Source organism: Pseudomonas sp. dw_612, from assembly GCF_018449725.1.
GTDB lineage: Bacteria > Pseudomonadota > Gammaproteobacteria > Pseudomonadales > Pseudomonadaceae > Aquipseudomonas.
In genome coordinates, this window is record NZ_JAAVVC010000006.1 from 210,150 (window position 1) to 231,731 (window position 21,582).

The 21,582-nt window shown below is 61.2% G+C and carries 19 protein-coding genes; 8 read left to right on the forward strand and 11 right to left on the reverse strand.

Going from position 1 to position 21,582, the window contains the following annotated elements; all coding sequences use genetic code 11:
* Window positions 1-114 precede the first annotated feature (114 nt).
* Window positions 115-366, forward strand: coding sequence for a hypothetical protein (locus HB680_RS12260; protein WP_054046380.1), 252 nt, complete (start codon window positions 115-117; stop codon window positions 364-366).
* Between the two features lie 126 nt (window positions 367-492).
* Here the strand turns inward: HB680_RS12260 and HB680_RS12265 are convergent, their stop codons facing one another.
* A complete protein-coding gene (locus tag HB680_RS12265) occupies window positions 493-1,419 on the reverse strand; it encodes a LysR substrate-binding domain-containing protein (RefSeq protein WP_213938887.1) in 927 nt (308 codons plus the stop codon).
* Between the two features lie 85 nt (window positions 1,420-1,504).
* On the opposite strand from HB680_RS12265, the gene HB680_RS12270 reads away from it, so the two are divergent.
* Window positions 1,505-2,428: a carbon-nitrogen hydrolase family protein gene (locus HB680_RS12270; protein WP_213938889.1), complete on the forward strand. Its 924-nt coding sequence runs from the start codon at window positions 1,505-1,507 to the stop codon at window positions 2,426-2,428.
* A gap of 246 nt (window positions 2,429-2,674) precedes the next feature.
* Here the strand turns inward: HB680_RS12270 and HB680_RS12275 are convergent, their stop codons facing one another.
* The 7 genes from HB680_RS12275 to HB680_RS12305 form a co-directional block, all read right to left on the reverse strand.
* Window positions 2,675-3,148 (reverse strand): LEA type 2 family protein, encoded by a 474-nt coding sequence (locus HB680_RS12275; protein WP_213938890.1) that lies wholly within the window; start codon window positions 3,146-3,148, stop codon window positions 2,675-2,677.
* Between the two features lie 125 nt (window positions 3,149-3,273).
* Window positions 3,274-4,353: a nucleoside hydrolase gene (locus tag HB680_RS12280; protein ID WP_213938891.1), complete on the reverse strand. Its 1,080-nt coding sequence runs from the start codon at window positions 4,351-4,353 to the stop codon at window positions 3,274-3,276.
* Window positions 4,354-4,514: 161 nt separating this feature from the next.
* Entirely contained in the window at window positions 4,515-5,825 is a 1,311-nt protein-coding gene (locus tag HB680_RS12285) for an MFS transporter (protein WP_213938892.1), read from the reverse strand.
* A gap of 336 nt (window positions 5,826-6,161) precedes the next feature.
* Complete coding sequence (locus HB680_RS12290) at window positions 6,162-6,794, reverse strand: N-carbamoylsarcosine amidohydrolase (protein ID WP_213938893.1); 633 nt, start codon at window positions 6,792-6,794, stop codon at window positions 6,162-6,164.
* 12 nt (window positions 6,795-6,806) lie between these two features.
* Window positions 6,807-7,559, reverse strand: a complete 753-nt coding sequence (locus HB680_RS12295) for an Asp/Glu racemase (protein ID WP_213938894.1) — start codon at window positions 7,557-7,559, stop codon at window positions 6,807-6,809.
* An 18-nt stretch (window positions 7,560-7,577) separates the two neighbouring features.
* A complete protein-coding gene (locus HB680_RS12300; RefSeq protein ID WP_213938895.1) occupies window positions 7,578-8,384 on the reverse strand; it encodes an alpha/beta fold hydrolase in 807 nt (268 codons plus the stop codon).
* A complete protein-coding gene (locus tag HB680_RS12305) occupies window positions 8,381-9,529 on the reverse strand; it encodes an FAD-dependent monooxygenase (protein ID WP_213938896.1) in 1,149 nt (382 codons plus the stop codon). Before HB680_RS12305 ends, HB680_RS12300 begins: the two co-directional genes overlap by 4 nt.
* A 313-nt stretch (window positions 9,530-9,842) precedes the next feature.
* Here HB680_RS12305 and HB680_RS12310 point away from each other — a divergent pair, with 313 nt between their 5' ends.
* From HB680_RS12310 to HB680_RS12325, 4 genes are all read left to right on the forward strand, one after another.
* Window positions 9,843-10,904 (forward strand): 2,5-dihydroxypyridine 5,6-dioxygenase, encoded by a 1,062-nt coding sequence (locus HB680_RS12310; protein ID WP_213938897.1) that lies wholly within the window; start codon window positions 9,843-9,845, stop codon window positions 10,902-10,904.
* A 167-nt stretch (window positions 10,905-11,071) separates the two neighbouring features.
* Entirely contained in the window at window positions 11,072-11,554 is a 483-nt protein-coding gene (locus HB680_RS12315) for a MarR family winged helix-turn-helix transcriptional regulator (protein ID WP_213939015.1), read from the forward strand.
* 511 nt (window positions 11,555-12,065) lie between these two features.
* Complete coding sequence (locus HB680_RS12320; RefSeq protein ID WP_213938898.1) at window positions 12,066-12,542, forward strand: (2Fe-2S)-binding protein; 477 nt, start codon at window positions 12,066-12,068, stop codon at window positions 12,540-12,542.
* A 16-nt stretch (window positions 12,543-12,558) separates the two neighbouring features.
* Window positions 12,559-16,119, forward strand: coding sequence for a molybdopterin cofactor-binding domain-containing protein (locus HB680_RS12325; RefSeq protein ID WP_213938899.1), 3,561 nt, complete (start codon window positions 12,559-12,561; stop codon window positions 16,117-16,119).
* 83 nt (window positions 16,120-16,202) lie between these two features.
* Here HB680_RS12325 and HB680_RS12330 read toward each other — a convergent pair whose 3' ends face one another.
* From HB680_RS12330 to HB680_RS12340, 3 genes are all read right to left on the reverse strand, one after another.
* Window positions 16,203-16,859: a TetR/AcrR family transcriptional regulator gene (locus tag HB680_RS12330; RefSeq protein ID WP_213938900.1), complete on the reverse strand. Its 657-nt coding sequence runs from the start codon at window positions 16,857-16,859 to the stop codon at window positions 16,203-16,205.
* A 53-nt stretch (window positions 16,860-16,912) separates the two neighbouring features.
* The gene (locus HB680_RS12335; protein WP_213938901.1) at window positions 16,913-18,361 is read right to left on the reverse strand and encodes a solute carrier family 23 protein; all 1,449 of its coding nucleotides are present in this window, start codon (window positions 18,359-18,361) and stop codon (window positions 16,913-16,915) included.
* A 156-nt stretch (window positions 18,362-18,517) separates the two neighbouring features.
* The gene (locus HB680_RS12340; protein WP_213938902.1) at window positions 18,518-19,417 is read right to left on the reverse strand and encodes a LysR family transcriptional regulator; all 900 of its coding nucleotides are present in this window, start codon (window positions 19,415-19,417) and stop codon (window positions 18,518-18,520) included.
* A gap of 99 nt (window positions 19,418-19,516) precedes the next feature.
* Here HB680_RS12340 and HB680_RS12345 point away from each other — a divergent pair, with 99 nt between their 5' ends.
* Together HB680_RS12345 and speB are read left to right on the forward strand one after the other, a co-directional pair.
* Entirely contained in the window at window positions 19,517-20,608 is a 1,092-nt protein-coding gene (locus HB680_RS12345; protein ID WP_213938903.1) for a polyamine ABC transporter substrate-binding protein, read from the forward strand.
* 13 nt (window positions 20,609-20,621) lie between these two features.
* Entirely contained in the window at window positions 20,622-21,581 is a 960-nt protein-coding gene (gene speB / locus HB680_RS12350) for an agmatinase (RefSeq protein WP_213938904.1), read from the forward strand.
* Window position 21,582: the final 1 nt, after the last annotated feature.

Here is a 21,582-nt window from a genome sequence, read left to right on the forward strand (position 1 = left end):
GTTGAAAAAGTTGCAGTCAATTTACGTACAACCTCAACCCGGGAGAAAAATCCAGGGTCGGAGGATTCCTCCTACAGTGTAAGATGTCGCCTATTTACGCAGCAGGTAATTCCCATGAGCTTCAATCTGGCCGACAAACCCCTTGCCGAGCGCGCTGCGCTTGAAGACGAAAAATCCCGTCTGTTCGACCTCTGGCAAAGCAACCTGGGCAAGTCCAAGGGCGAAGCCGCACGGTTGTTTGGCGAACGGGCCAAGCGCAAAGGCAAATGGGCCGAATGGGTCCGCTCCGAACTCGATCTGCTGTCGCCGCCCGAATACGCCAACATGGTGCGCAGTGAAGTCAATCGCCTGATGGCCGCCAAGTAACCCCATAGACAACACCGGCCCCTGTAGGAGCGAGGCTTGCCCGCGAAGACGGTGTGGCATTCGACATTGATGTTGGATGATACGACGCCTTCGCGGGCAAGCCTCGCTCCTACAAGGGCACGTCGTTTACAGGGTGGCGCCATCGTCGGCAAAAATCGCGACAATCGCCTCGCGCACTTTCAACACCACCGGATCGAGCTGGGTGCTGGTGCGCCAGCCCAGTTCGATCGGGTAGCGCGGCAACGCCAGCGGGCAGGGCAGCAGCGCCAGGCCCGTGAGCGCCGCGATGCTTTGCGCGGCGTGGGCCGGAATGGTCGCCACCTCCTGACTGCCGTTGAGCAAGTGCGGCAACGCCGCAAAATGCGAAGTCGAGGCGCACACCCGCCGACTCAGCCCCAGCGCCGCCAGCCCTTCATCAGTGATCCCGATAAAGCCGCCGGACGACACCAGAATGTGCTCCCGCGCGACGAACGCCTCCAGACTGAGGGTCTGCTGTCCCTCAGCCAGACTGGTCTGATCCACCAGGCACAAATAACCCCCTTCGCCCAACACCTGACGACTGAGCAGGCGTTCGGCAAACCCGCCAGCGGTAATGGCCAGATCGATGCTGCGATCCAGCAACGCATGGGCGACGATCTGGCTGTGAGTCTGGCGGAAAATCAGGCGCAGTTTCGGCGCACGGCGGGCGATTTCCTCGATCAGTCGCCGCCCGTAGGCAATCTCGAAATCATCCGACAGGCCCACGGTGACCGAACGTCCCTCATAGTGCTGAGCCGCCGGATCGATCATTGCCAGGCTCTGCCGGCATTTGTTCAGGGCATCGCTAACCACCGGTTTCAATTGATTGGCCCTGAGCGTTGGCGCCAAACCTCGGCCGGTGCGCACAAACAACTGATCGCCGTACAACTCCCGCAACCGGCGTAACGCGGCGCTGACCGCCGATTGCGTGACGCCCAGGCGCAGGGCGGCGCGGCTAGCGCTGGACTCTTCGTGCAGGGCTTCGAAGACTTTGAGCAGATTGAGGTCGACGGTAGCGATATTCATGGTGTTCATATCATTCAGCAGCGAACGGGGCTTTATTCATGATCCTGCGGCGGCTGACAATCAGCAACACCTCATTGCCGTCGGAGTTACCGCCATGCCCAAGTCAATCGTTGCTGCCCTGCAAATCGGCGCCTTGCCCGGTGGCAAGGGCGAAACACTGGAACAGATCCTGTCCTGGGAACACGCGATCATCGAGTCCGGCGCCGCACTGGTGGTGATGCCGGAAGCGCTGCTGGGCGGCTATCCCAAGGGTGAGGGGTTTGGCACGCAATTGGGTTACCGCTTGCCGGAAGGGCGCGAGGCGTTTGCGCGGTACTTCGCCAATGCCATCGATGTGCCGGGCGTCGAAACGGAAGCGTTGGCCGGGTTGTCGGCGCGGACCGGGGCGAACCTGGTGATTGGCGTGATCGAGCGCGCGGGCAGCACGTTGTATTGCACGGCGCTGTATTTCGACCCTGTGGCCGGCCTGATCGCCAAGCACCGTAAGCTGATGCCCACCGGCACCGAACGGCTGATCTGGGGCAAGGGCGACGGTTCAACGTTGCCGGTAATCGACAGCCAGGTCGGGCGTCTCGCGGCGGTGGTGTGCTGGGAAAATATGATGCCGCTGCTGCGCACCGCGATGTACGCCAAAGGCGTGGAAGTCTGGTGCGCGCCGACGGTGGACGAGCGCGAGATGTGGCAAGTCAGCATGCGCCACATCGCCCATGAAGGCCGTTGCTTTGTGGTCAGCGCGTGCCAGGTGCAGGACTCGCCGCAAGCCTTGGGCGTCGAGATCGCCAACTGGCCGACGGATCGGCCGTTGATTGCGGGCGGCAGTGTGATTGTCGGGCCGATGGGGGATGTTTTGGCTGGGCCGTTGCGGGGTGGGCCGGGTTTATTGACGGCTGAAATCGATACCGACGAATTGATCCGCGCTCGCTACGACTTTGATGTGGTCGGGCACTATGCGCGGCCGGATGTGTTTGAGTTGAGCGTGGACGAGAAGGCCAAACCGGGCGTGCGCTTCACCGCATAACCCCCTGTCGGAGCGGGCTTGCTCGCGAAAGCGGTGTGTCAGTCAGCATTTACATTGACTGACACGACGCCTTCGCGAGCAAGCTCGCTCCCACAGTTGATCGAGGCTGACCGGGATGGTGTGATCGACACCAGTCCCCTGTGGGAGCGGGCTTGCTCGCGATAGCGGAATGTCAGCCACATCAATTTCGACTGATACCCCGCCTTCGCGAGCAAGCCCGCTTCCACATTTTCGATCAGGGAGGGTCTACCAGGTCGCGGCACTCGGCCCCGGCAGCCGGAGTTTGCCGGTATCCACAAAGCGCATCGCGCCAAACAACCCGCCCGCCAGTTTGCCGCGCAGTACGTAGGGCAGGTTGTCGAGGGTTTGGGTCTGGCTCAGGCCGAGGGTCTGGCGCAGTACCGAGAACGCGGAGACGCTCACCGGCACGGTCAGCACGGTTTCGGAAAAGCGCGGGATTGTCCCTGACTGATCGCTGACGCCAGACGCCAATGGCTGACCGTTGACTTCCAGGTCCAGCGCCACGCCGTTGTAGTCGATCGCGGTTTCATTCGGGTTTTGCACGCGGATTTTCACCGCGAAGCGCACTTCCAGGTCCTGGCTTTGCAGCGGTTCAATGCCGACCACGTTGATGTTCAGCGGATCGCGATTCGGGAACAGCGCGCAGGCGCTCAGGGAGAGCAACAGCAAGGAAAGGGACAGGGCAAGAAGTCTGCGCATGAAGGGCTCTCGACAGAAGAAGGGACTGAACCGCCCTTGAGAAAAATGGGCGGTTCACCTGTGCGACCACGCTCACTGTGAGGGGTTCGCCCGAGGCTGTCACTTGTTCATGCTTGCCGGTGGTTTCAGTTGCCCTTGATCGGCGTTGGCAAGGTTACGAGGTTCACATAGCCGTCCCAGAATTTCTGCTGATCGATGGCGAACACCACCTTGGCTTTTTGCGTGCCCACCGGCGGGCTTTTCTTGTAGCCCAGTGCGCGGCCGTAATCGGCGCCAAATTGCGCATCCACGTCCACCCACAAATTGCGAGACTCGGTGACGATGTCCGGTTGCACCAGGAACAGCGCCGGCAGGCTGTCCCAGGTGAAGCTGTGATACGCCGGGTCCTTGTCGAACAACGGGCCGAATTCGTGTTTGTACAGGTCGGCAATCGGCCCCGGTTTCGCGATCACCCGTTTGTACACCGAAGCATCGAACGTGACCTTTTCGCAGACGTCGTTGGGGAAAATCACATGTTCGATGGGCGAGCGCAGGACGATCTTCGCCGCCTCGGGGTCGAACCACCAGTTGAATTCGGCGGCCGGAGTGGTGTTGCCCGGAATCTCCAGGGCGCCGCCCATGTACACGATGCGTTTGATCAGCGGCACGATGTCTGGCGCGGAGCGGATCGCCAGCGCAATGTTGGTCAGCGGCCCGACCGCCAGCAGCGTCACTTCATGGGGATTGGCGCGCACGCTGTCGACGATGAACTGCGCGGCGGTTTCCTTGCGCAGCTTCGTGTGGGTAGCGAGGCCATCCGGTGGCGCGACCAGTTGCGTGGCGGAGGTCGGACGCGGCGCCTTGAACGCCCCCGGCCACCCGGCGCCGAAGAAGGCTTGTTCCTGCGGGTAGGTGGCGAAGTCATGCAGCAACGGGTACGCCGCACCGGAATACACGCCGACCTGTTTTTCCACGCCCATGCGTTCCACGGCTTTGAGCGCATCGACCTGTTCCTGATCGACCCAGGCGTTGCCGCTGACCAGGGTCATGCCCAGCAAATCGATACGCTTTTGCGCGTGCAACTGGGCCAGCATGATGAAGGCCTGGCCGTCATCGTTGAGGACGTTGAAGTCAGTATCGAAGATGACTTTTTCAGCGGCTTGCAAAGAACCGGCGCACAGGCCGGCGGCGACAAGCAGGGCACAGCGTTTGATCAAACCTTGCATGGAGACTCACCTGGATAATGGGAATGAACACCTGCCAAAAGAACAACACAAATCCCCTGTGGGAGCGGGCTTGCTCGCGAAGGCGTCGTGTCAGTCAGCATTTATGTCAACTGACACACCGCCTTCGCGAGCAAGCCCGCTCCCACAGGGATAGTGGGGTGTCAGCGGTTAACCAGCTTGGCCGGCAGCGCAATCACCAGGAAACTGCTGAGAATCAAGCACCCGGCAAAGAACCACAATGCCCCGGCGCTGCTGCCGGTGACATCAATCGCCACGCCCATCAACGAGTTACTCACCAACCCGGCAATATTCGCCAATGAGCAAGCGAGGGCAAACCCGGTCGCCGCCGCCGTGCCTTTGAGAAACGTCGCCGGCAAGCTGAAGAACACCGGCACCGCGCCGATGATTGCCGCCGAAGCAATGGCGAACAGCGCCACGGTCGCCACCACGTTGTGCACGAAGAATGGCGCAGTGGCCATGGCGGCCGCGCCGACCAGGAGCGGCACGATGATGTGCCAGCGGCGTTCGCGGTGTTTGTCTGAACTGGCGCCGATCAGCAGCATGCCCAGCAGCGCGGCGACACTCGGCAACGCGGTAAGGATGCCGATGTGGAAGGTGTCGACGATCCCGGCGTTGCGGATGAAGGTCGGCATCCAGAACCCCATGGCGTAGGCGCTGAGCAGGATCGAGAAATCGATGCCGCCGAGCATCCACACTTTGAGGTTGAAGAACCCGTCGCGAAAGCTGTGTTTGCTGTCGCCGGCACTCGCTTCGTCGGCGCGCAGTTCCTGTTCCAGCAGGGCTTTCTCTTCATCGTTGAGCCACTTGGCTTGCTGGTAGCTGTTCGGCAACGCCCAGAAGGTCAGCACACCGAGCAACACACTCGGCACCGCTTCGATCAGGAACAGCCACTGCCAGCCGCGCAAACCGCCGAGGCTGTCGAAATGACTCATCACCCAACCGGACAGCGGCCCGCCAATCACGCTGGACAGCGGCAAACCGATCATGAACAGCGCAATGATGCGGCCTCGGCGATAGGTCGGGAACCAGGTGGTCAGGTAATACAGCACGCCCGGCAGGAAGCCCGCTTCGGCGGCGCCGAGCAGGAAACGCAAGACGTAGAACTGGGTGGTGGAGGTCACCAGCATGGTGCAGGCCGAGAGCAGGCCCCAGGTGATCATGATCCGGGCGATCCAGATCTTCGCGCCGACCTTTTCCAGCACCAGGTTGCTTGGCACTTCGAACAGGATGTAGCCGACAAAGAACAGCCCGGCGCCGAGGCCGAACGCGGTTTCGCTGAAGTGCAGTTGATCGAGCATCTGCAGTTTGGCGAAGCCGATGTTGATCCGGTCGAGGTACGCGGCCAGGTAGCAGAAGCACAGGAACGGAATCAGCTTCCAGGTGATCTTGTGGTAAAGCGCTTGAATCGGGTCGGCGACCGTGGTCGCGGGTGCTGCGTTCGCAATGGGCATCGGATGTCTCCTGGCGGTGACTTATGGTTTTTATACAGCCGCTTTTTCCAGCGCTCTGGCGCGCTGCAAAAGCGACGTCCAAAGGCAGTGTCAGAAGACTGGGCGCTCGCTCGTGGGCGAGTTGGGCTCAGTTTTTTTCGTTTGGGTTTGGCCCGGTGTCGCCCAAGGGAGCGCTTCGCGCTCATCGCGAGCAAGCTCGCTCCCACATTCGACCGCGATCTACTGTGGGAGCGAGCTTGCTCGCGATAAGGTCTGCAAGACCTTCCGATCAGACAAGCTCCAGGCTCAAACCCGACAAGACCAACGCTCTAAATGGCGCGGTTCCTGTGGCACGCATTACATTTTTTCGAAGTGGGCAATGGCCTCCTGCTTACTGATCACATCGCCGTACTTACTGTCGATGTCGAACAGGTTGGCCTCGTGGGGCGCCGGATGCCGGTCGCCGACGCACTCGCGCACGACGATGGTGCGAAAACCGTGTTGCACCGCGTCCACCGCCGTCGCCCGGATGCAGCCGCTGGTCGAGCAACCGGCGAGCACCACGGTATCGATGCCCTGGGCGTGCAGCATCGAGGCCAGGCTGCTGCCGAAAAATGCACTGGCGTATTGTTTGCTGATCACCACTTCATCTTCCGTCGGCAGCACCTCTTCGCAGAACGCCGCCAAGGGATTGCCCTCGACCATGTCCTTCATCACCGGGGCTTTTTTCACCCAGATACCGCCGTCGGCGAAATGGCCGGGATGGTAGCGGATATTGGTGTGCACCACCGGGATGCCCTGACGCCGGGCGCAGGCCAACAACTCGACGCTTTCAGCCACCGCGCTGACCACGCCGGGGGCAAACAGCGGCGCGCCTTCGGTGGTGTAGCCGCGCATGAAATCGATCATCAGCAACGCAGCCTTCTGGCCGAACCCGATACGCTGGCCCCACACGCCCTGGTAGTTGTCATTGGCGGTTTGTTCGCTCATGTCGCGCACCTCTTAATAAGCGCCAGAGAGCAGGGCGCCGGCGCCGGGAACGATCGGTTCCAGGTCCAGGGCCTTGAGCATGGCGTAGGTGGTGGCGATGGCCGCGGTCAGCACCGGTTTGCCGGTTTGCGCTTCGACTTGCGCCACCACCGGCAACGACTGCATCTGCACGCAGGCCGAGAGCACGATCACATCAACCCCTTCCAGATTCATGCCAGCCACGATGCCAGGCAGGTTCGCCGGGTCGTGCCGGGCCACGGCGAGGTTGTCGGGAATCTCCAGGGCACGCCAGTCCACCACTTCAAAACCTTCTTCGCGAATGTAATCCACCACCAGTTCGGTCAGCGGTTTCATGTACGGCGCGACAATCGCGATGCGCTTGGCGCCCATGACTTTCAGGCCCTCGATCAAGGCGCCGGCACTGGTGATCACCGGGGCATTCGCATCGTTATCGGCAGTGGCCTTGCGCAGCCGCTGTTCGGACTGGCGATGATAACCGAGCCCCATGGCCATGATCGCCACCAGGCAGGCATAACCCAGCACATCGACCTTGGCGTCGGACAATTCCACGGCGCAACGGTCGGACTCGCCGTCCATCGCCGCCAGTTCCTCTTTGCGCACTTGCTTCATGCGCATGCGGCTGGAGTGAAAAGTGAAACGTTCCGGACGGATCAACTGACGCGCGGTGAGCATCGCCGGGATCTCGGTTTCCATGGTGGTGTTGGAGCTCGGCACAATCTGGCCGATGCGGTAAGGCTTGAGCATAAAAGTCTCCGAATTCGATTAGTTCAGGCGTGGGCCAAGGAAGTCGCCAAACGCGGCGAAGAAGCCGTCGAGGTCATCCCACGGAATCATGTGCCCGGCGTTGGCGACGTGGACGCTGCGAATGTTCGGTTGCAAATCGAGGATTTCCGCTTCGTCCTCGGGCTGAATCACACCGCCACGGCCAGCAATCATCAGCAACGCGGGTGGCTGGAGCTTTGGCAGGTCCTGATGGAAATCCACGTCATGGAAATCATTGAATGCACGCACGATCGCCGGTTCGTAGCAGGTGTGCAGCCATTCGGCGCGCAGCTGCAATTGCTCGTCGGTCCAGGTGGCGCAGAAGGCGCGCATCGCCTCGGCATCCATCCCGAGTAGCGACTGGCGGATCGAATCGACGTACCACGGCAGTTTGCTCGGGTATTCGCGGCGACCGGGGCCGGAAACCGGCGGGTCGATCAGCACCAGGCGATTTACGCCCGCCGGATGCTTCACGGCACTGCGCACCGCAAACCGCGCGCCCATGGAATGGCCGACCAAGTGGTAGCTGTCGAGGTTCAAGGCTTGGGCGAACGCACCGATGTCATCGGCGCAAGCGTCGGCGCTGTAATCCAGATCCGGGCCGGTGGAGGAGAGGCCGCGACCGCGCACGTCGAGCACATAGGTGTCGAAATGCTCGCCGAGACGTTCCGCGACAAACCCCCAGGTGATCGCCGGGCTGGTAATCCCGGGAATCAGCACCAGCGCCGGGCCTTTGCCGCCGTAGCGCAAGTAATGCTGGCGGATGCCGTTGGCCTGGACGTTGCCGCCGTGGACGAAAGTACTCACGCGGCCACCCCCGATTTCAGCGCTTGGGCGTACAGGTCATAACCGTAGACCCAGGCCGGATCTTCCTGAGTGCGCAACCAAGTGTTGGCGTTGGACACCGATTGCACGCGGGAGGCGCGTTCCTTGCGGTTGGCTTCATACAGTTCGAACGCGGTGCGGTAGTCGCCAAGGCCGGTTTCCTGCAAGCAGCGGGTCAGCATGGCGGCGTCTTCGATGGCCATGCCGGCACCCTGGGCCATGTGCGGTTTCATCGGGTGGCAGGCGTCGCCGAGCAACACCAGGCGACCGCGGCTCCACAGCGGCAACGGGTTGCGGTTGCGCAGCGGCCATTTGGTCACGCTTTCGGTGGACTCGATCAGCGCCTGCACGGTGGGGTGATAACCCTGGAACGCCTCGAACATCTCTTCGCGGCTGCTATCGACAAACGCACCCTGGAAATCCCACTCCGGGTGCGGCACGCCGGTGACGTAGTAGTACTCGTCGCGCTTGCCGGTGGTGTAGTAGACCATCATGTGCCGATCCTCGGTCCACCACTTGATGCAGTCTTCGAACTTCAAATCGTACTTGGCCAGTTGATCGCCACGGATCAATGCCCGGTGCGCGACCCAGCCGCTGTACAGCGGTTTTTCCGCGCCGAGCAGTTCTTCACGGATCTTCGAATTGATGCCGTCGGCGCCGATCACGATGTCGGCGTAAGTGACTTCGCCGTCGCTGAAGGTCAGACGCACCTGGGTGTCGGTTTCTTCGAGGGTTTCCAGGCGTTTGTTGAAGTGCACGGTGCCCGGTTTGATGGTCGACATCTGCAAGGCGTGCAGGTCGCCGCGGTGCACGGTGATGTAGGACGCGCCGTATTCCTTGCGTGCGAAATCTCCCAGCGGGATGCGCGACAGGTAGTCGCCGCTCAAGCCGTCACGGCTGAACCAGTGATCCGGGTGCGAGCCCATCAGGTCGAGCTGCTGCTCGATGCCCATGCGCCGGAAAATTTTCATGATGTTCGGACCCATGTGGATCCCGGCGCCGAGGCGGGAGAACTCCGGGGCTTGTTCGTAGATGTCCACCTGGAACCCGGCTTGTTGCAGCAACGTCGCAGCGGCTGCACCGCCAAGACCTGCACCGACGATGGCGATTTTTTGTGTGTGGGCCATGGGGCTTTGTTCCTCTTCTTCGAATGGTCGCTGGCTGGGTCGCCGCAAGGTTTTTAAAGTGTATACGCTGTATTTTTCAAAAAGAAAGAGCCGTTTGTAAAAATTAATTTTCAGCGGTTTTTGGCAGGTGGCACCGAATGTAACCATTGTTTGTTGGGTTTGTGTGAGTTGGTAACGTTATGGTCTGGCTCTTGCAGTCCGCTCTCATTTGATGTCTTATCGATAACAAATGGCGTACACGCTATAAAAATGCACTAGGGTGAGGCGGGGTGCCTCGACTTGGTGCGCAGCAGAAGATTGAGGAGACAGGAAAATGCCGGTAAGCGATTGCGAACTGACCCAGATGTTCGAACACGTGTTGAAGCTGTCGAAGGTCGACCCGACCCAGAGCGTCGCCGTGCTCAAGAGCCACTATTCCGACCCGCGCACCGTGCGGGCCGCGATGGACGCGGGGCAGCGCCTGGGGGCCAAGGTCTACGCGGTGGAGCTACCGTCGTTCAACCACCCGACGGCCATGGGCAATGACATGACCGCCTACTGCGGCGACACCGCGCTGACCGGCAATCACGCGGCACAGCGGGCGCTGGAAGCGGCGGACCTGATCGTCGACACGATGATGCTGCTGCATTCGCCGGAACAGGAGCAGATCCTCAAGACCGGCACCCGCATCCTGTTGGCCGTCGAGCCCCCGGAAGTGCTGGCGCGCATGCTGCCGACCGAAGAGGACAAGGTGCGGGTGATGGCGGCGGAAAAGCTGCTGACGCAGGCGCGGTCGATCCACGTCACCTCCCGCGCCGGCAGCGACTTCCGCGCGGCGCTGGGGCAATATCCGGCGGTCACCGAATACGGTTTCGCCGATGAACCGGGGCGTTGGGACCACTGGCCCAGCGGTTTTCTGTTCTCCTGGCCCAACGAAGAAACCGCCGAAGGCGTGCTGGTGCTGGACATCGGCGACATCCTGTTGCCATTCAAGACTTACACCCGGGAGAAGATCACCCTGGAGATCGAGAAAGGCTTTATCACCTCGATCCACGGCGGTTTCGAGGCCGAATACCTGCGCGACTACATGAAGTATTTCAACGATCCCGAGGTGTACGGCATCTCCCACATCGGCTGGGGTTTGCAGCCAAAAGCCCAGTGGACCGCCATGGGCCTGCACGACAAGAACGATGGCATGTGCATGGACGCCCGGGCGTTCTACGGCAATTTCCTGTTCTCCACCGGGCCGAACACCGAAGTCGGCGGCAAACGCAAAACCCCGTGCCACTTGGACATTCCGCTGCGCAATTGCGATGTGTACCTGGATGATGTGGCGGTGGTGATGGGCGGGGATGTAGTGGCGCCCGAAGCTTCCCGAGTACACCGAATCAACTGACGAATACACAAAACCTGTGGGAGCGGGCTTGCTCGCGAAGGCGGTTTGTCAGTCAACGATAATGTTGAATGTGATGGCCCCTTCGCGAGCAAGCCCGCTCCCACAAGGGGTTGTGCAGCTTCTTAAGACCAATGTCACCCTTGAGTCCGCCCCCCAACCTGTCCATCATGCTTCCCCACCACTCATCGCTTTTCGAGTCCGCCGTGCCTGAAACTCCTGATTCTTCCTACGTTTTCTCCGAACAAGTCGGGCATTTGCTGCGCAAGGCCTATCAGCGACACATGGCGATTTTTCAGCAGAATGTCGGCGATTCGCAGCTGACGGCGGTGCAATTCGTCACCCTGTGCGCCGTGCGCGATCACGGTCCCAGCTCTCTCACAGAACTGGTCAAGGCCACCGCCGTGGACCAGGCAACCATTCGCGGCATTGTCGAACGGCTCAAGGCCCGGGAACTGATTACCCTCGAACCCGACCCGCAAGACCGGCGCAAAGTCATCGTCGGGCTGTCCGAAGCGGGCGATCGTTTGGTGCAGCAAACCGTGCCCTGTGCCGGGAAAATCACCGAACTGACCCTGAGTAACCTCAACCCGGCAGAGCGGGTGGCTGTGCTGTTTCTGCTGCGCAAAATGATCGACGATCCGCAGGATTGATCCCAGGCTAAACGCGCTCTGTGTAGCAGCGGCCGAGGCACGGAGCTACGCACAGCTCATGTAGCAGCTGCCGAGGCACGGAGCTACGCACAGCTCATGTAGCAGCTGCCGAGGCACGGAGCTGCGCACAGCTCATGTAGCAGCTGCCGAGGCACGGAGCTACGCACGGCTCATGTAGCAGCTGCCGAGGCACGAGGCTGCGTTCGGCTGCGAAGCAGTCGTAAAATCAGCCAACGCGGTGTTTCAGTAAGACCGTGCGCTCAGATTTCACGACTGCTTCGCAGCCGAACGCAGGCTTCGACAGCTGCTACATGAGCCGTGCGTAGCTCCGTGCCTCGGCAGCTGCTCCAGACCTTGCATTTGCCTTTGGCATCGTTTTTGCTCTTGTTTCATGTAGTAGCCACTTCACCAGTCGAGTGTGTCGCGACGCCACAACCCAATCGTGCCCGCGACGTTTTTTTTGACCTTTTGGTGTAGTAGCCACTTCATCAAACGAAGCGGGGCGACGTGCATGAACAGCCAGGAAATCACCGTAGCGCTTGAGGTCAACGGCCTCACCACCACCGTCACCGCCATGGCGGATACGCCGTTATTGCTGATCTTGCGCAATGACCTGCAACTTAATGGCCCCAAGTACGGCTGCGGCCTGGGCGAGTGCGGGGCGTGCACGGTGATCATCGACGGCGTGGCGGCGCGCTCTTGCGTGTTTCCGCTGGCCGGTGCGGTGGACCGGCAGATCGTCACCCTCGAAGGCCTCGGCACCCGCGCCGATCCGCACCCGGTGCAACAAGCCTTTATCGACGAGCAAGCGGCGCAATGCGGCTACTGCCTCAACGGCATGATCATGACCACCAAGGCCTTGCTCGACCGCATCCCGCACCCCAGCGAAACCCAGATCCGCAACGAACTCTCGGCCAACCTCTGCCGTTGCGGCACCCACATCGAAATCCTCCGCGCGGTGCTGCGTGCCGCCCGCCAAATGCCTTGAAGGTGGATCAATGACCATGACTGACTCCATCCCGTCCGCCATCCCGACCCGCGACCAATTGTTGGCCAAAACCGGCGTGCTGCTGATCGTCGACGACATCCTGCCGCCGTCCGGCCCAGTGGCGAAGGGCGGCACGCCACTGATCAAACCCAAGGAATTGGGGTTGTTCATTGCCATCAGCGACGATGGGCGCGTGTATGCGTTCAACGGGCACGTCGACCTCGGCACCGGCATCCGCACCTCATTGGCGCAGATCGTCGCCGAAGAGCTCGATTTGCACATGGAGCAAGTGTGCATGGTGCTCGGCGACACCGAGCGCGCGCCGAATCAGGGCGCGACCATTGCCAGTGCGACGTTGCAGATTTCGGCGATTCCATTGCGCAATGCCGCCGCTGAGGCCCGGCGCTATCTGCTGGAAACGGCAGCTGAGCGTTGGGCTCTGGAGCCAGGTGTTTTAAAGATCGAAGCCGGGGTGATCCGCACTGAAGACGGTCGCACCGTGACTTACGCCGAACTGGTCAGCGGCGTACACATCGAGCTGCGCATCTCCGGCACCGCACCTTTGAAACCCGCCGCAGACTATCGACTGGTGGGCAAGGGCGCCGCCCGGGTGGACATTCCGGGCAAAGCCACTGGCGAGCTGACCTACATCCACGACATGCGCGTGCCGGACATGCTCCATGGCCGGGTGATTCGGCCGCCGTATGCCGGGCTCGATTGCGGTGACTTTGTCGGCAACAGCCTGCTGGAAGTCGACGAATCCTCCATCGCGCACATCGCCGGGATCGTTGCCGTGGTGGTGATCCGCGATTTCGTTGGCGTCGTCGCGTTGCGCGAAGAACAGGCGATCAAGGCTGCCCAGGCGTTGAAAATCACCTGGAAAGCCTGGAACCAAGGGTTGCCGGATTTAAACAATGTCGAGCAAGCCATCCGCGACAACCCGCGCGTGCAACGTGTGGTGCTCGACCAGGGCAATGTCGACGAAGCCCTGGCCAACGCCAGTCAGCGCATGCCGCGCACCTATATGTGGCCGTATCAGATGCACGGTTCGATCGGCCCGTCCTGCGGGGTCGCTGATTTTCAGTCGTCTGGCAGTCGCGTGTGGTCCGGCAGCCAGAATCCGCATTTGCTGCGCGCCGACCTGGCCTGGTTATTGGAGTGCGAAGAGGCATCCATCGAGATCATTCGCATGGAAGCGTCCGGCTGTTATGGGCGCAATTGTGCCGATGACGTGTGCGCCGATGCCTTGCTGCTGTCCCGCGCCGTGGGCAAACCGGTGCGGGTGCAATTGACCCGCGAGCAAGAGCATCTGTGGGAACCCAAAGGCACCGCGCAATTGATGGACGTCGACGGCGGCTTGAACGCCGATGGCAGCGTCGCCGCCTATGACTTCCAGACCAGCTACCCGTCCAACGGCGCGCCGACCCTGGCGTTGCTGCTGACCGGACGGGTCGAACCGGTGGCGGCGATGTTCGAAATGGGCGACCGCACCTCGATCCCGCCGTACGACTACGAACACATGCGCGTGACCATCAACGACATGGCGCCGATTGTCCGTGCCTCGTGGATGCGCGGGGTTTCAGCGCTGCCGAACACCTTCGCCCACGAGTCGTATATCGATGAACTGGCCTTCGCCGCTGGCGTCGATCCGGTGGAATACCGCTTGCGCTATCTGCACGACGAGCGCGCCATCGACCTGGTGAAATCCACCGCCGAGCGTGCAGCCTGGACGCCACGCACGGCACCGATGCAAACCCCCAACGAGGATCAACTGTTGCGTGGTCGCGGCTTTGCCTACGCGCGTTACATCCACAGCAAGTTCCCCGGTTTCGGCGCGGCGTGGGCGGCATGGGTGGCGGACGTGGCGATTGATCGCCAGACCGGCGATGTCTCGGTCACCCGCGTGGTGATCGGCCATGATTCGGGGATGATGATCAACCCGGCGGGGGTGCAGCATCAGATCCACGGCAACGTGATCCAGTCCACCAGCCGCGTGCTCAAGGAACGGGTGACGTTCGAAGAATCGACGGTGGCGAGCAAGGAGTGGGGCGGTTATCCGATTCTGACCTTTCCGGAAGTGCCGCAGATCGACGTGCTGATGATGCCGCGTCAGGATCAACCGCCAATGGGCGCCGGTGAATCCGCCTCGGTGCCCAGCGCGGCGGCGATTGCCAATGCGATTTATGACGCCACCGGGATTCGTTTTCGCGAATTGCCGATCACTCCGGAGCGGGTGTTGGCCGCGTTGAATGCCGGCACTTGCGACGAACCGCCGAAGTCGCCGACCAAACGTTCGAAATGGTTGTTCGGATCACTGTTTGCCGCGTTCGGCGCGGTGCTCGGCATGGCCGCGACCGCGTGGCCATTCCACGCTGAAATTGCGCCGATTGCGCCGCCGAATGCCGGCACCTGGTCGGCCGCAACACTTGAGCGCGGACGCTTGCTGGCGGCGGTCGGCGATTGCGCGGTGTGCCACACCGCGCCCGGCGGAGCGACCAATGCCGGTGGGCTGGCGATGGCGACGCCGTTCGGCACGCTGTACAGCAGCAACATCACCCCGGACGTGAAAACCGGGATCGGCAGTTGGTCCTATCCCGCGTTCGAACGGGCGATGCGCGATGGCATTGGCCGCGACGGGCGCAATTTGTATCCGGCGTTTCCCTACACGGCATTTCGCAACATCAACGATGCAGACATGCAGGCGTTGTATGCGTACTTGATGTCGCAAACCCCGGTCAGCCAGCCGGCGAAGGCCAACGACATGCGCTTTCCATTCAACCTGCGGCCGTTGATGGCGGGGTGGAATGCGCTGTTTCTGCGCAAGGGTGAAATCAGCGTGCAACCGGAGCGCAGCGAGCAATGGAATCGCGGTGCGTATCTGGTCAACGGTTTGGGGCACTGCGCGGCGTGCCATTCGCCGCGCAATTTGATGGGAGCGGAGAAGGGCGGTGCTTCGTTTCTAGCGGGCGGGATGGTTGATGGCTGGGAAGCGCCGGCGCTGAACGGGTTGTCCAAGTCGCCGACGCCGTGGACCGAGGAGCAGTTGTTCGGTTACCTGAGCACCGGTTATTCCGCTGAACATGGCGTGGCAACCGGGCCGATGGGGCCAGTGGTCACGGAACTGGCGAAGCTGCCCACGGCGGATGTCCGCGCGATGGCGGTGTACCTGGCGTCACTCAATGGCGCGCAGGCTGAGGCGCAAGTGATAGAGAAAGCCACGCGACCGCTGCCAAGTCTTTCGTTGAGCAATGGCCAACGGGTGTTCGAAGGCTCGTGCAAGGCCTGTCATGCCGATGGCCTGGGGCCGAAGCTGTTTGGCGTGAGCCCGTCGCTGGCCACCAACACCAATGTGCACAGTGATCTGCCGGACAATTTGATCAAGGTGATCCTGCAAGGCATCGATACACCAGCGACCAAGGACCTGGGGTATATGCCGGCGTTCAAGGACAGTTTGTCGAATACTCAGGTGGCGGAATTGGCGGCGTATCTGAGGAGTCGCTTTGCCGGGAATGCGCCGGGGTGGGAAGGGTTGGAGTCGAAGGTTGCGTATCTTCGGGCGAATCCGGGGAGCCATTAAAAGCTTCGCGGGCAAGCCTCGCTCCTACAGGTTCAGCGCGGTCCTTGTAGGAGCGAGGCTTGCCCGCGAAGAGGCCGGTCCTGTCACCCGAGAACTGGCTCGGGCAACCTCGTCACCCCCCGCACCACCAAATCCTGAATAAACCCCAACCAATCTTGTTGCTGCCCCTTGTCCGCCAAATCCTCCCCCAGAAACGAACTCAAGGTATGCCGGTTGGAGTTATAGAAATAACAAAGCGAGGCAATCATCAAATACACGTGCTTGATGTCCAGCACCTCACGAAACAATCCCTGGGCCTGACCCGCTTCGATAATCGGGCGCAACACCCCGACCGCTTCCCCCGACAGCCGACGCAACTCGCTGGACTGCCGCGCATGCTTGCCGTTGTGCAGGTTTTCATTGCTCAGGATCGCGACAAATTCCGGGTGCTTGACGTAGTAATGCCAGACGAACGCGACCAAATCCTGCAAGGCCACCAACGGCTGGCTCAGATCCAGTTTCAATCGGCTTTCGGCTTTGTTGAACTGCTCGTAGGTGTGTTCCAGCACGCAGATAAACAGCTGCTCTTTACTGCCGAAGTAGTAATAGAGCATGCGGTCGTTGGACTCGGCTTCCCGGGAAATGCTTTCGACCCGCCCCCCGGAATAACCGTCGCGGGTGAAGACTTTCACCGCGGCTTCGAGAATCCGTGTGCGGGTCTGTTGGGCCTGGGCGGCCCGGATGCCGGTTTTCTTGTTCAACGTGCGGTCAACCTTGTGCCAGACAGAGTCGTAGCGAATGTAGCACGGTCCTTTCAGCGGTTCAGGCTTGGCGCCGATTCGGTGGCCGGCGGGTTTTCCATGACCTGCAGGATCGAGGCTTCCGGGTCGAAATCATCTTCTTCCAGTTCCATGAATTCTTCTGGCAGGAACACGTTGAGCAGGATCGCGCACAGCGCGCCGACGGTGATCGGCGATTCGAAGATGTTGTGCAGCGCCAGCGGCAATTCGCGCAACACTTCCGGCACCGCCGCGATCCCGAGGCCCATGCCTAGGGAAATCGACACGATCAGCATGTTGCGCCGATGCAGGCCGGCTTCGGCGAGGATCTTGATCCCGGCCACGGCCACGGTGCCGAACATCACCAGCTCCGCGCCGCCCAGCACCGGTTTCGGCATCAGTTGCAGCACCGCGCCGATCATCGGGAACAACCCCAGCAGCACCAGCAACCCGGCAATGAAAAACGCCACGTAACGACTGGCCACGCCGGTGAGCTGGATCACGCCGTTGTTCTGGGCGAAGGTCACCATCGGCATGCTGTTGAATACGGCGGCCATGGCCGAGTTGAGGCCATCGGCGAGCAGGCCGGACTTGATCCGGCGAATGTAGATCGGGCCTTTGACCGGTTGTTTGGAAATCATCGAGTTGGCTGTCAGGTCGCCTGCGGCTTCCAGTGGCGAAACGAGGAAAATCACCGCCACCGGCACAAACGCCACCCAGTCGAAGTTGAAACCGTACTTGAACGGTACCGGCACGCTCATCAGCGGCACGGCGGGCAGGCTGGCGAAATCGACATCGCCCATGAGCCAGGCGACGACGTAGCCGAGGGTCAGGCCAATGACGATCGCGCCCAGGCGCAGGAACGGCACATCGACCCGGTTCAATACCACGATGGTCCCCAGTACCAACGCGGCCAGGAGCAAATGATGACTGGCGCCAAGGTCCGCCACGCCGAAGCCGCCGGCGATGTCGGTCATCGCAACTTTGATCAGCGACAGGCCCATCAGCGTGATGATCGTTCCGGTCACGACAGGCGTAATCAGCATCCGCAGCTTGCCGATGAACTGGCTCAACACCACTTCGATAAACGCGGCGAAAAAACACACGCCGAAGATCGTCGACAGAATCTCATCGGTGCCGCCGCCCCGGGCCTTGACCATGAAACCGGCACTGAGGATCACGCTGATAAAGGAAAAACTGGTGCCTTGCAGGCACAGCAGACCGGAACCCACCGGACCAAAGCGCCGCGCCTGAACGAACGTGCCCAGCCCGGAAACGAACAGCGCCATGCTGATCAGGTAGGGGATTTCGCTTTGCAGGCCCAGCGCGCCGCCCATGATCAGGGTCGGGGTGATGATGCCGACGAAACTGGCCAATACGTGTTGCAGGGCGGCGAACACGGTGGCGGTGAGGTGAGGGCGGTCGTTGAGGCCGTAGATCAGGTCGGAGCGGGGCTGGGGTTTTGCGTGTTCGGATGGGGTCACGAGGAAAGCGCCAGGGGCCAGGTCAGAAAAATGGAGGCGCAGGATGCCAGAAAGAGCGCATGAGCGGCAAAAGATCGCAGCCTTCGGCAGCTCCTACATTTGAACCGCGATCCCATGCAGGAGCTGCCGAAGGCTGCGATCTTTTGATCTTCGTTGTTAAACCATTGCAAACGCCGCCAGTAAATCCTCTTCAAACGCTTTCTGCGCATCCCCCGGCACTTGCGCCCGATGCCGCGCCAGGTGAAATCCCACATCAAAACTCATTTCCCCTACACGCACCGCCCGCAGCAAGCCCTTGTCCTCCCAACTACGGGCAAAGTGGCTGGGCAGATAACCGACATGCTTGCCGGAAAGAATAAACGCCAGGGTACCTTCAACCTGCTCCGAGCGCGCCGAACACAACTTGCCTTGAAACGGCTCATCACTGCGCAGGAAACGGTAGGGATGATCCACCCGGTCACACGCCTGTAGCGCTTCATCATCCGGCGCCGCATTGCTGAACAACGGATGCCCCGGCGCGCAGTACAAATGCTGGGTTTCGCTGAACAACTCGCGGTAGTCAAAAGCACTTTGCACCTGTGAGAAATAACCGATCGCCAGGTCCAGCCGCTGTTGCAGCATCAGCCGCTCCATTTCCCCGGGCATGGCGCTGATCAACTCGATGCGCACCGACTCATCCCGCTCGCGAAAGCGCCGGATCGCGTCCGCCACCCGTTGCAGCACCGATTGATCAAGGGCTTCGGACAGCCCCAAGCGCACCTCGCCAATCAAGCGCCCGGCGACGCCATTAGATTGATGACGGAAGGCTTCGATGGATTCGAACAGCCCACGGATGGCGATCAGCAGTTGTTCGCCCTTGGGCGTGATGCGGAAACCACCCTTGCCACGGCTGCACAGGCGATAGCCGAGGCGGGTTTCCAGTTTGGCCATTTGCTGGCTGATGCTCGACTGGCTCAGCCCCAGTTCACCCTGGGCGGCGCTGAAGCCGCCGCACTCGACCACACTGACAAACAGCCGTAACAGTTGCAGGTCCAGATCGTGCAGTTGGCCGAGCATCACATTACTCCTGGATAAAGTCAGGTTAACAAACTTGATATTTTTCCAATGTAACCGAGGGCGCACGCTGTAACCACTCCAACTGGTCAGGTGTTTGTCATGGCTCCTCTCTTCAAGCTGTGTTTCCCCGCGCTGTTACTCGCCATGGCCGTGTCCGCCCAGGCTGAGGAAAACGTCGTCAACCTTTACAGTTGGGCCGATTACGTGGCGCCCGAAACCCTGCAACGCTTCGAAAAGGAAACCGGGATTCACGTGCGCTACGACACCTTCGATGCGTCGGAGGTGCTGGAGACCAAATTGCTCACCGGTGGCAGCGGTTATGACGTGGTGGTGCCGTCGTCCAGTGTTCTGGCGCGCGGGTTGGCGGCGGGTGCGTTAAGGGCAATTCCTCACGAAGGACTCGAGGGTTACGCCAACCTCGATCCGGATTTGTTGGAGAAACTCGCGGCGGTCGATCCCGGCAATCGCTACGGCGTGCCGTATACCTGGGGCACGTTGGGCCTCGGGATGAATGTCGACGAAGTAAAAAAGCGCTTGCCGGACGTGCCGCTCAATAGTCTGGATCTGCTGTTCAAGCCCGAGTTCGCCAGCAAGCTGAAAGACTGTGGCATCGCCATTCTCGATTCGCCGCAAGAGGTGATTGGCCTGGCGCTGCACTATCTCGGTAAAGATCCCTACAGCACCGACAAGACTGATCTGTCAGCCGCCGAGGCGTTGCTGCATCAGCTACAGCCGAATGTGTTGTACGTCGCTACTGGCCGGCAGATCAGCGACCTGGCCAACGGCAGCGTCTGCCTGGCCCTGACCTATAACGGCGACGCGAGCATGGCGGCGGATCAGGCGCGCAAGGCCAACAAGCCTTACGAAGTGGCGTACCGGATTCCCAAGGAAGGCACGCTGGTGTGGCAGGACAACCTGGCGATCCCCAAGGGCGCGCCGCACCCCGAAGCCGCCCGCCAATTCATCGAATTCATGTTGCGCCCCGAATCCGTGGCGGCGCTGACCAACACGCTGTTTTTCGCCACGGCCAACACCGCCGCGACGCCTTTGGTGGATGAAGCGGTACGCACCGACCCGGACATCTACCCGCTGGCCGACGTTCGCGACCGTTTGTACGCCGACCGCAGCATGAGCCTCAAGGACATGCGCCAGCGCACTCGCCTCTGGACCACTTTCCGTAGCCGTCAATAATAAGGAACTCACCATGGATGTCCCTGTGCAAAACGACCAGGCCATGACGCGCGACAGCCTCTACGGGACTGCCGCCGAAAGCACCTACGCTGGTATCACCAGTTTCATGCGCCGACGCTACAGTCGCGACTTGCGCGGGGTCGATGTGGCCGTCAGCGGCGTGCCGTTCGACACCGCCACCAGCAACCGCCCCGGCGCGCGTTTTGGGCCGCGCGGGATTCGTGCGGCGTCCACCGGGATTGCATGGGAACGCCACTGGCCGTGGACTTTCGATCCGTTCGATCATTTGGCGGTGATTGATTACGGCGATTGCGACTTCGACTATGGCACGCCGCAGTCGGTGCCGGAAAGCATCGAAGCCCACGCCGAGCACATCTTGAACGCTGGCAGCGCGATGCTCACGTTCGGTGGCGATCACTTCATCACCTATCCGCTGCTCAAGGCCCATGCGCGCAAGCATGGCACGTTGTCGCTGATCCACTTCGACGCCCACAGCGACACCTGGCCGGACGAGGAGGGCAAGCGGGTCGATCACGGCACGATGTTCTGGCACGCGGCCAGGGAAGGGCTGGTGGACCCGGCGCGATCGGTGCAGATCGGTTTGCGCACCACCAACGACGATCACATGGGTTTTCAAGTACTGGACGCGCGGCAAGTGCATCGCCAAGGGTGTGAGGCGATTGTCGAGGCGATTCGGGCGCGGGTCGGGGATAACCCGGTGTACCTGACGTTCGACATCGATTGCCTGGACCCGGCGTTTGCTCCCGGCACCGGCACCCCGGTGTGCGGCGGTTTAAGCACGGTGCAGGCGCTGGAAATCCTCGGCGGCTTGCGCGGGATCAACCTGGTGGGCATGGACGTGGTGGAAGTGGCGCCGGCCTATGACAGCGCGGACATTACCTCGTTGGCGGCGGCGACGTTGGCGATGGAAATGTTGTGCCTGTATGCGGCCAGACACAAAGTCGACAAGTAAT

What these genes read in the sequence shown, in the direction of transcription:
- HB680_RS12280 (WP_213938891.1), bottom strand. Translation starts at nt 4,353, where the DNA reads ATGCAAGGTTTGATCAAACGCTGTGCCCTGCTTGTCGCCGCCGGCCTG.
- HB680_RS12290 (WP_213938893.1), bottom strand. Translation starts at nt 6,794, where the DNA reads ATGAGCGAACAAACCGCCAATGACAACTACCAGGGCGTGTGGGGCCAG.
- speB (WP_213938904.1), top strand. Translation starts at nt 20,622, where the DNA reads ATGGATGTCCCTGTGCAAAACGACCAGGCCATGACGCGCGACAGCCTC.
- HB680_RS12295 (WP_213938894.1), bottom strand. Translation starts at nt 7,559, where the DNA reads ATGCTCAAGCCTTACCGCATCGGCCAGATTGTGCCGAGCTCCAACACC.
- HB680_RS12285 (WP_213938892.1), bottom strand. Translation starts at nt 5,825, where the DNA reads ATGCCCATTGCGAACGCAGCACCCGCGACCACGGTCGCCGACCCGATT.
- HB680_RS12260 (WP_054046380.1), top strand. Translation starts at nt 115, where the DNA reads ATGAGCTTCAATCTGGCCGACAAACCCCTTGCCGAGCGCGCTGCGCTT.
- HB680_RS12315 (WP_213939015.1), top strand. Translation starts at nt 11,072, where the DNA reads ATGCTTCCCCACCACTCATCGCTTTTCGAGTCCGCCGTGCCTGAAACT.
- HB680_RS12325 (WP_213938899.1), top strand. Translation starts at nt 12,559, where the DNA reads ATGACTGACTCCATCCCGTCCGCCATCCCGACCCGCGACCAATTGTTG.
- HB680_RS12265 (WP_213938887.1), bottom strand. Translation starts at nt 1,419, where the DNA reads ATGAACACCATGAATATCGCTACCGTCGACCTCAATCTGCTCAAAGTC.
- HB680_RS12275 (WP_213938890.1), bottom strand. Translation starts at nt 3,148, where the DNA reads ATGCGCAGACTTCTTGCCCTGTCCCTTTCCTTGCTGTTGCTCTCCCTG.
- HB680_RS12345 (WP_213938903.1), top strand. Translation starts at nt 19,517, where the DNA reads ATGGCTCCTCTCTTCAAGCTGTGTTTCCCCGCGCTGTTACTCGCCATG.
- HB680_RS12270 (WP_213938889.1), top strand. Translation starts at nt 1,505, where the DNA reads ATGCCCAAGTCAATCGTTGCTGCCCTGCAAATCGGCGCCTTGCCCGGT.
- HB680_RS12320 (WP_213938898.1), top strand. Translation starts at nt 12,066, where the DNA reads ATGAACAGCCAGGAAATCACCGTAGCGCTTGAGGTCAACGGCCTCACC.
- HB680_RS12310 (WP_213938897.1), top strand. Translation starts at nt 9,843, where the DNA reads ATGCCGGTAAGCGATTGCGAACTGACCCAGATGTTCGAACACGTGTTG.
- HB680_RS12305 (WP_213938896.1), bottom strand. Translation starts at nt 9,529, where the DNA reads ATGGCCCACACACAAAAAATCGCCATCGTCGGTGCAGGTCTTGGCGGT.
- HB680_RS12340 (WP_213938902.1), bottom strand. Translation starts at nt 19,417, where the DNA reads ATGCTCGGCCAACTGCACGATCTGGACCTGCAACTGTTACGGCTGTTT.